Below are 6,538 nucleotides of genomic sequence, written 5' to 3' on the forward strand. Positions count from 1 at the left end.
GGGAGACTGGGCCGTAACGTCGCTCCCGTCGTAACTAGCGCTGCTAGTTTTCGAGAGTCCGTCACCAGTGTTCCGCAGCGCCGAGCTGCGGGAGAGCCGCCGGAGGCCACCTCATGTCCGCACCCTCGAAGCTTCCGCCCTTCGACCCGGCCGACCCGCTCGGCATCGACGATCTGCTCGACGCCGAGGACCTCGCCATCCGCGACACGGTCCGCTCCTGGGCGGCAGACCGCGTCCTGCCGCACATCGCCGACTGGTACGAGCGCGGCGAGCTGCCCGGTATCCGCGAACTGGCGCGCGAGCTCGGCTCCATCGGCGCGCTCGGCATGTCCCTCGACGGCTACGGGTGCGCGGGCGCGACGGCCGTCCAGTACGGACTGGCCTGTCTGGAACTGGAGGCCGCCGACTCCGGCATCCGCTCCCTCGTCTCCGTCCAGGGTTCCCTGGCCATGTACGCGATCCACCGCTACGGCTCCGAGGAGCAGAAGCAGCGCTGGCTGCCGGGCATGGCCGCGGGCGAGACCATCGGCTGCTTCGGCCTGACCGAGCCCGACCACGGCTCCGACCCGGCCGCCATGCGCACGTACGCCAAGCGCGACGGCTCCGACTGGGTGCTCACCGGCCGCAAGATGTGGATCACCAACGGCTCCGTCGCCGGCGTCGCGGTCGTGTGGGCGCAGACCGACGAGGGCATCCGCGGCTTCGCGGTGCCCACCGACAGCCCCGGCTTCTCCGCTCCCGAGATCAGGCACAAGTGGTCGCTGCGCGCGAGCGTCACCAGCGAACTCGTCATGGACGACGTACGCCTGCCCGCCGACGCGGTGCTGCCGGAGGTCACCGGCCTGCGCGGACCGCTCAGCTGCCTGAGCCACGCCCGCTACGGGATCGTGTGGGGTGCGATGGGCGCCGCGCGCTCCAGCTTCGAGGCGGCGGTGGAGTACGCGAAGACGCGCGAACAGTTCGGCCGGCCGATCGGCGGCTTCCAGCTCACCCAGGCCAAGCTCGCCGACATGGCCGTCGAGCTGCACAAGGGCATCCTGCTCGCCCACCACCTGGGCAGGCGGATGGACGCCGGGAAACTCCGGCCGGAGCAGGTCAGTTTCGGAAAGCTCAACAACGTGCGCGAGGCGATCGAGATCTGCCGCACCTCACGCACCATCCTCGGCGCGAACGGGATCTCCCTGGAGTACCCCGTCATGCGGCACGCGACCAACCTCGAGTCGGTGCTCACCTACGAGGGCACCGTCGAGATGCATCAGCTCGTGCTGGGCAAGGCGCTCACCGGCCTCGACGCCTTCCGGTAGACGGACACCGGAGACGGCCGACCGGCCCCCGGCCGCGGCCGGGTGGGGGGTGCCCCCGGACGACGTCCGGGGCATCGCCCCCCGCTCAGCTCTGGTTGAAGAAGCCGTCCTGCGAACGGCCCGAGGGATCCCCGCTGACGATCTGCGTGTCGGCGGGGGTCAGCAGGAAGACCCGCGTCGCCACGCGCTCGATCGAGCCGCGCAGGCCGAAGGCGAGGCCCGCGGCGAAGTCCACGACCCGCTTGGCGTCGGCGGACTCCATCGCCGTGAGGTTCACGATGACGGGAACGCCGTCGCGGAAGAGCTCACCGATGCCCCGGGCGTCCCGGAAGCCGTCCGGGGAGACCGTGGCGATCCGGCGGCCCTCCTGCTGCGCGGATTCGGAGGCCACGCGAACCCGCGGGTCGGTGACCCATGCGTCACCCGCCTCCGCGTCCTCGGTGTACTCGTCGTCGTAGTAACGCCCGTCGTTGTCCTCGACGAGTCCCAGCCAGGCGCTCGCCTTGCGTACCGAACCCATGGACGCCTCCTTCCGCTGCTGCAGTGGTCTCACTGCGGTCTCTGTCGTTTCCGCACCCCTATGGTCGTCCATCATGCGGATCGCGCGCCAAGTGGATAGTCGCCGCGCAGAGGATTCGTGACGGTACTGGTGCAGAAGATGTGGCGATTCGTCAAGGTTCCTGCTGGGCAGGGGGCATGGCGGGATCAAATTATAAAAGTCGGACCAGACGGGTGACGTTGGGGACGTACGGGTGAACGGCCCGTCGGTACGATGCCCCCGATCTGTCGAACGACTCCCGGGGGACCGTCTTGTTCGGAATAGTCCGGCCGTGCTCGCACCGGCTCGGTGACACGCTGAGGACCGAGTGGACGGCGCACCTGTGCGGGCTCTGCCTGGCGCTTCGCGCGGACCACGGTCAGTTCGCCCGCATCGTGACGAACTACGACGGCCTGATCGTCTCGGTCCTGACGGAGGCTCAGACCGAACGCACCCCCGCACAGCGCCGCACCGCCGGGCCATGCCCCCTGCGCGCCATGCGCACGGCGCCCGTCGCCCGGGGCGAGGGCGCGAGGCTCGCCGCGGCCGTCTCGCTCGTGCTCGCCTCGGCGAAGGTCCGCGACCACGTCGCGGACGGGGACGGCGTGTTGGCCCGCAGGCCGGTGGCCGCTGCCGCCCGGCGCGTCGCCGCGGGCTGGGACAGGGCCGGTGCCCGCTCGGGCGCGGCACTCGGCTTCGACACGGCCGTTCTCGTCGACGCCGTCGACCGGCAGACCGGGATCGAGGCGCTGGCCGGCCCGGGGACGCCGCTCCTCACCGTCACCGAGCCGACCGAGACGGCGACCGCCGCCGCGTTCGCGCACACCGCCGTGCTCGCCGGCCGCCCCGGGAACACGGCCACGCTCGCCGAGGCGGGACGCCTCTTCGGGCGGCTCGCGCACCTGCTGGACGCCGTGGAGGACAAGGCGTCTGACGACGCGTCGGGTGCGTGGAACCCGCTCACCGCCACCGGCACCTCCCTCGCCGAGGCCCGCCGCCTCGCCGACGACGCGGTGCACGGCATACGGCTCGCCCTGCGGGACGCCGACTTCGTCGACGACAGGCTGGTGCATGTGCTGCTCGCGCATGAGCTGCGCAACTCCGTGGACCGGTCCTTCGGTACGACGACCTGCTCGCACCAGCCGGGTCCGTACGCGCCGGGTACCGGCGGTCCGTACGGGCCGGGCAATCCGTACGCCCCCGGCCCCGGTGGTCCGGGCGGTCCCGGCGGACCGTTGCCGCCCGAGCCGCCGCGCCGCGACCGCCGGGGGCTCGTCGCAGGCTGCCTGGTGTGGGCCGGGCTGGCCTGCACCTGCCAGATGTGCTGTGGCACCTTCGAGGACCCGTGGAGCCGGGAGCGGCGCGACGGGCTGTGCAGCCAGTGCGACTGCAGCGGTTGCGGTGACTGCTGCAGCTGCTGTGACTGCTGCAGCAACTGCGGCGACAGCTGCTGCTGCGACGGGTGCGGCTGCGACTGCTGAACGCCTCCGCCGCCCGGCCCCTGGCCGTCGGGGAAGTCCGAGATCGATCCCCCGGGTCTGCCGAGGGCCGGAGCGGGTGGAGGGTTGACCGCTTGAGCGGCGGAGGCACCCCAGGGCTCTCCGGCTCGCGGGAGGGTCGAATTCCGGCCGTGCCGGGGGCATCGGCGGCGTGCGGGGACGAGAGCGGGCTCACCGCCACCGCCGAGGACGCCCTCACCGTCGACGGGCGGCTGTTCACCGGCAGCGTCCGGTTCGCCGCCGAGTACGCGCCCTACCCGAGGGCCCGGGTGGCGTACGGCGACCGCGGTCGTCGTGCGCCGCGAAGGCTCAGGGCCGTACGGGACTTCGGCCCGGTCGCGCCCGCCCGCACGGCGTTCGGGGCGCCGGAGGCTACCCCGTACGTCCCGCGCGGGTCCGCCCCGAGGCCGGTGACGGGAACCTCGCGGGCGGCTGACCCGTCCTAGGGGGCGATCCGAGCACAGCCGAGCAGGACCGGCTCCGGCGGCAGACCGCCGCCGGGGCCGGCCGCCGTGCATGTGCACGGCGGCCGAAAGCCGCCCTTGTGCCGTTGGTTGACGACGCGAATACTCCCGAGCAGCGCTTGTCAGGAGCACGGCATGTTCGGCCGTCGAACGGGCCGCCGCGCTTCATGGCTGCGCCTCACCGGGCCCCGACCCCACGAGAGGGCCCCCTTTCCCCTCGGGAGGAACGACAAGTGAGGATCAAGCGCACCATCCCCCGCGCCCACACCGGCAGACGCACCCGCCTGCTGGCCGTGTCGACCGGCCTGATCGCGGCCGCGGCACTGGCCGTCCCCACCGCCACCGCCAGCGCCGACCAGGCGCAGACCTACAGCGCGAGCCAGCTCTCCGCCGCGAGCGACGCCGTGCTGGAAGCGGATGTGGCGGGCACCGCCTGGCACGTCGACCAGGCGACGAACACCCTTGTCGTCACCGTCGACAGCACCGTCTCCCAGGCCGAGATCGCCGAGATCAAGCGGGAGGCCGGGAGCAACGCCGGCGCCCTGCGCATCGAACGCACCTCGGGCACCTTCTCCAAGCTCATCTCGGGCGGCGACGCCATCTATGCCTCCAGCTGGCGCTGCTCCCTCGGCTTCAACGTCCGCAGCAGCAGCGGCACCTACTACCTGCTGACCGCCGGCCACTGCACCGACGGCGCGGGCACCTGGTACACCAACTCCTCGCGGACCACCACCATCGGGCCCACGGCCGGATCGAGCTTCCCCAACAACGACTACGGCATCGTCCGCTACTCCAACACCTCGCTGACCCACCCGGGCACCGTCGGCAGCCAGGACATCACCAGCGCCGCCGACGCCTACGTCGGCATGCCAGTCACCCGCCGCGGCTCCACGACGGGCACCCACAGCGGCAGCGTCACGGGCCTCAACGCCACCGTCAACTACGGCGGCGGCGACATCGTCTACGGCATGATCCGCACCAACGTCTGCGCCGAGCCGGGCGACAGCGGCGGCCCGCTCTACTCCGGCACCCGGGCCGTCGGCCTGACCTCCGGCGGCAGCGGCAACTGCTCGACCGGCGGCACGACGTTCTTCCAGCCGGTGAAGGAGGCGCTGAGCGCCTACGGAGTCAGCGTCTACTGACGCGTCCCTGCCTGTACAGGCGTACGAGCCCCCGCTCCGGATCCCGGCGGGGGCTCGTCCCGCTGCCCGGCCGCCCCGCGCCCATGTCATGCCGCGGGCGGCGCCGCGTCCAGGATGCGGTGGACGAGCCGGGCGCCGGCGCGGGCCGTGCGGTCGTCGATGTCCAGCGCGGGGTTGAGTTCGGCGACGTCGCACACGGCGAGCCTGCCACTCGCCGCCACGGCGGCGCACACGCGCTCGACGACCTCCATCGGCACGCCGTACGCGGCGGGCGCACTCACCCCGGGAGCCGCCGAGGCGGGCAGGACGTCCAGGTCGATGCTCAGGTGCACCAGGTCGCAGTCCGCCAGGAACTCGGCGACGAACGTGTCGGTCCGGTCGCGGTCGAGCACGCCGCACTCGGTGTCCAGCAGATAGCGGACGCCGAGCCTGTCCGCCGTGTCGAAGAGCCTGCGGGTGTTGGCGGGCCGGCTCACGCCCAGCACCCGGTAGTCGAGCCGGCGGCCTTTGGCTTTCTCGTCCCGCGCCATCTGGAGGAACGGCGTGCCGGAGCTGGGGCGCGCGTCGTCGCGCAGGTCGAAGTGGGCGTCGAGGTTGAGGACGCCGACCCGGGCGCCTTCCCTTACGGCACGGCTGCCCGCCAGACCGAGGTAGCTGCCGTAGGCGACCTCGTGGCCGCCGCCGAGCACGACGACCGGGCGGCCGCCGCGGTCGAGCAGGTCGGTGACCGCCGACCCCAGCCGCCGGTGCCCCGACTCCAGGTCGTCGTCACGGACCTCGATGTCCCCGGCGTCCACCGCGTGCAGCGGCTGCCGCAGAGCCATCGGCGCGAGCGCCCGGCGCAGCGCGCCCGGTCCGTCGGCGGCGCCGGTCCGGCCCTGGTTCCTGCGGACGCCCGCGTCGCTGCGGAAGCCGACGAACGCGGCGTGCCACGGCGCGGCGCCGGCCCCGGCGCCGCGGCCGTCCGCCGCTTCGGCGACGACGTGGTGCCAGCGCACGAGGTCGTCCCCCGGACCGTCGTCACGGCCGGTCCAGGGCTTGGGGGTCACGTCCACGGTGAGGGTCATGTCGGTCGTTCTCCTTGCTCTTGGGCCATCACACGCCGCTCGCCCCGTCGCGGCCGGCGCGGTGCCCGGATTTCTCGGACCCGAGACCGTGGGGGTTCCGGCGGGGCGGAGGCGCTTTCTGATCGCGTCGTCCAAGGGGAGTTCCGCCCTCTTCGAGATCCGCAACCGGTGGCCCGTCTCGGGCGCGCAGCCCTGGATCTCCCGGAGGTCGAGGGCGTCCATGCAGTCCAGGACATGCCGCATGGAGATCGGGGCGGGGCCAGGCGCCTGGAGCGCCGGCCCCGCCGCACGGAGGGAGGTGCTACGCGGGGTCGTTCTCCTGCATGGGGATGCGGACGCCCTTGTCGGCGGCGACGGTGTCGGCGATGTCGTAGCCGGCGTCGACGTGGCGGATGACGCCCATGCCCGGGTCGTTGGTCAGCACCCGGCGGACCTTCTCGCCCGCCAGCTTCGTGCCGTCCGCGACCGACACCTGCCCCGCGTGGATCGAACGGCCCATGCCCACACCACCGCCGTGGTGGATC

6 protein-coding genes and 1 pseudogene are annotated in these 6,538 nt (G+C 72.9%); 4 read left to right on the plus strand and 3 right to left on the minus strand.

Going from position 1 to position 6,538, the window contains the following annotated elements:
• Positions 1-113 precede the first annotated feature (113 nt).
• The gene (locus AB0K02_RS32835; RefSeq protein WP_365996266.1) at positions 114-1,304 is read left to right on the plus strand and encodes an acyl-CoA dehydrogenase family protein; all 1,191 of its coding nucleotides are present in this window, start codon (positions 114-116) and stop codon (positions 1,302-1,304) included.
• An 85-nt stretch (positions 1,305-1,389) separates the two neighbouring features.
• Here the strand turns inward: AB0K02_RS32835 and AB0K02_RS32840 are convergent, their stop codons facing one another.
• Positions 1,390-1,824, minus strand: a complete 435-nt coding sequence (locus AB0K02_RS32840; protein ID WP_365996267.1) for a cell division protein SepF — start codon at positions 1,822-1,824, stop codon at positions 1,390-1,392.
• Between the two features lie 290 nt (positions 1,825-2,114).
• Between AB0K02_RS32840 and AB0K02_RS32845 the strand changes: the two genes are divergently transcribed.
• The 3 genes from AB0K02_RS32845 (at position 2,115) to AB0K02_RS32855 (ending at position 4,947) form a co-directional block, all read left to right on the plus strand.
• Positions 2,115-3,323 (plus strand): DUF5685 family protein, encoded by a 1,209-nt coding sequence (locus tag AB0K02_RS32845; protein WP_365996268.1) that lies wholly within the window; start codon positions 2,115-2,117, stop codon positions 3,321-3,323.
• A gap of 149 nt (positions 3,324-3,472) precedes the next feature.
• The gene (locus tag AB0K02_RS32850) at positions 3,473-3,787 is read left to right on the plus strand and encodes a hypothetical protein (protein WP_365996269.1); all 315 of its coding nucleotides are present in this window, start codon (positions 3,473-3,475) and stop codon (positions 3,785-3,787) included.
• Positions 3,788-4,038: 251 nt separating this feature from the next.
• Entirely contained in the window at positions 4,039-4,947 is a 909-nt protein-coding gene (locus tag AB0K02_RS32855; RefSeq protein ID WP_365996270.1) for a S1 family peptidase, read from the plus strand.
• An 86-nt stretch (positions 4,948-5,033) separates the two neighbouring features.
• On the opposite strand, the gene hutG is transcribed toward AB0K02_RS32855, so the two are convergent.
• Together hutG and AB0K02_RS32865 are read right to left on the minus strand one after the other, a co-directional pair.
• Entirely contained in the window at positions 5,034-6,014 is a 981-nt protein-coding gene (gene hutG / locus AB0K02_RS32860) for a formimidoylglutamase (RefSeq protein ID WP_365996271.1), read from the minus strand.
• Positions 6,015-6,315: 301 nt separating this feature from the next.
• Positions 6,316-6,538, minus strand: a pseudogene (locus tag AB0K02_RS32865) (urocanate hydratase); the annotation flags it as partial.

The sequence above is a fragment of the Streptomyces sp. NPDC049597 genome, from assembly GCF_040675505.1.
Taxonomy (GTDB): Bacteria; Actinomycetota; Actinomycetes; order Streptomycetales; family Streptomycetaceae; genus Streptomyces.

Coding starts and splice junctions, on each gene's coding strand:
- AB0K02_RS32835 (WP_365996266.1), top strand. CDS start 114: ATGTCCGCACCCTCGAAGCTTCCGCCCTTCGACCCGGCCGACCCGCTC.
- AB0K02_RS32840 (WP_365996267.1), bottom strand. CDS start 1,824: ATGGGTTCGGTACGCAAGGCGAGCGCCTGGCTGGGACTCGTCGAGGAC.
- hutG (WP_365996271.1), bottom strand. CDS start 6,014: ATGACCCTCACCGTGGACGTGACCCCCAAGCCCTGGACCGGCCGTGAC.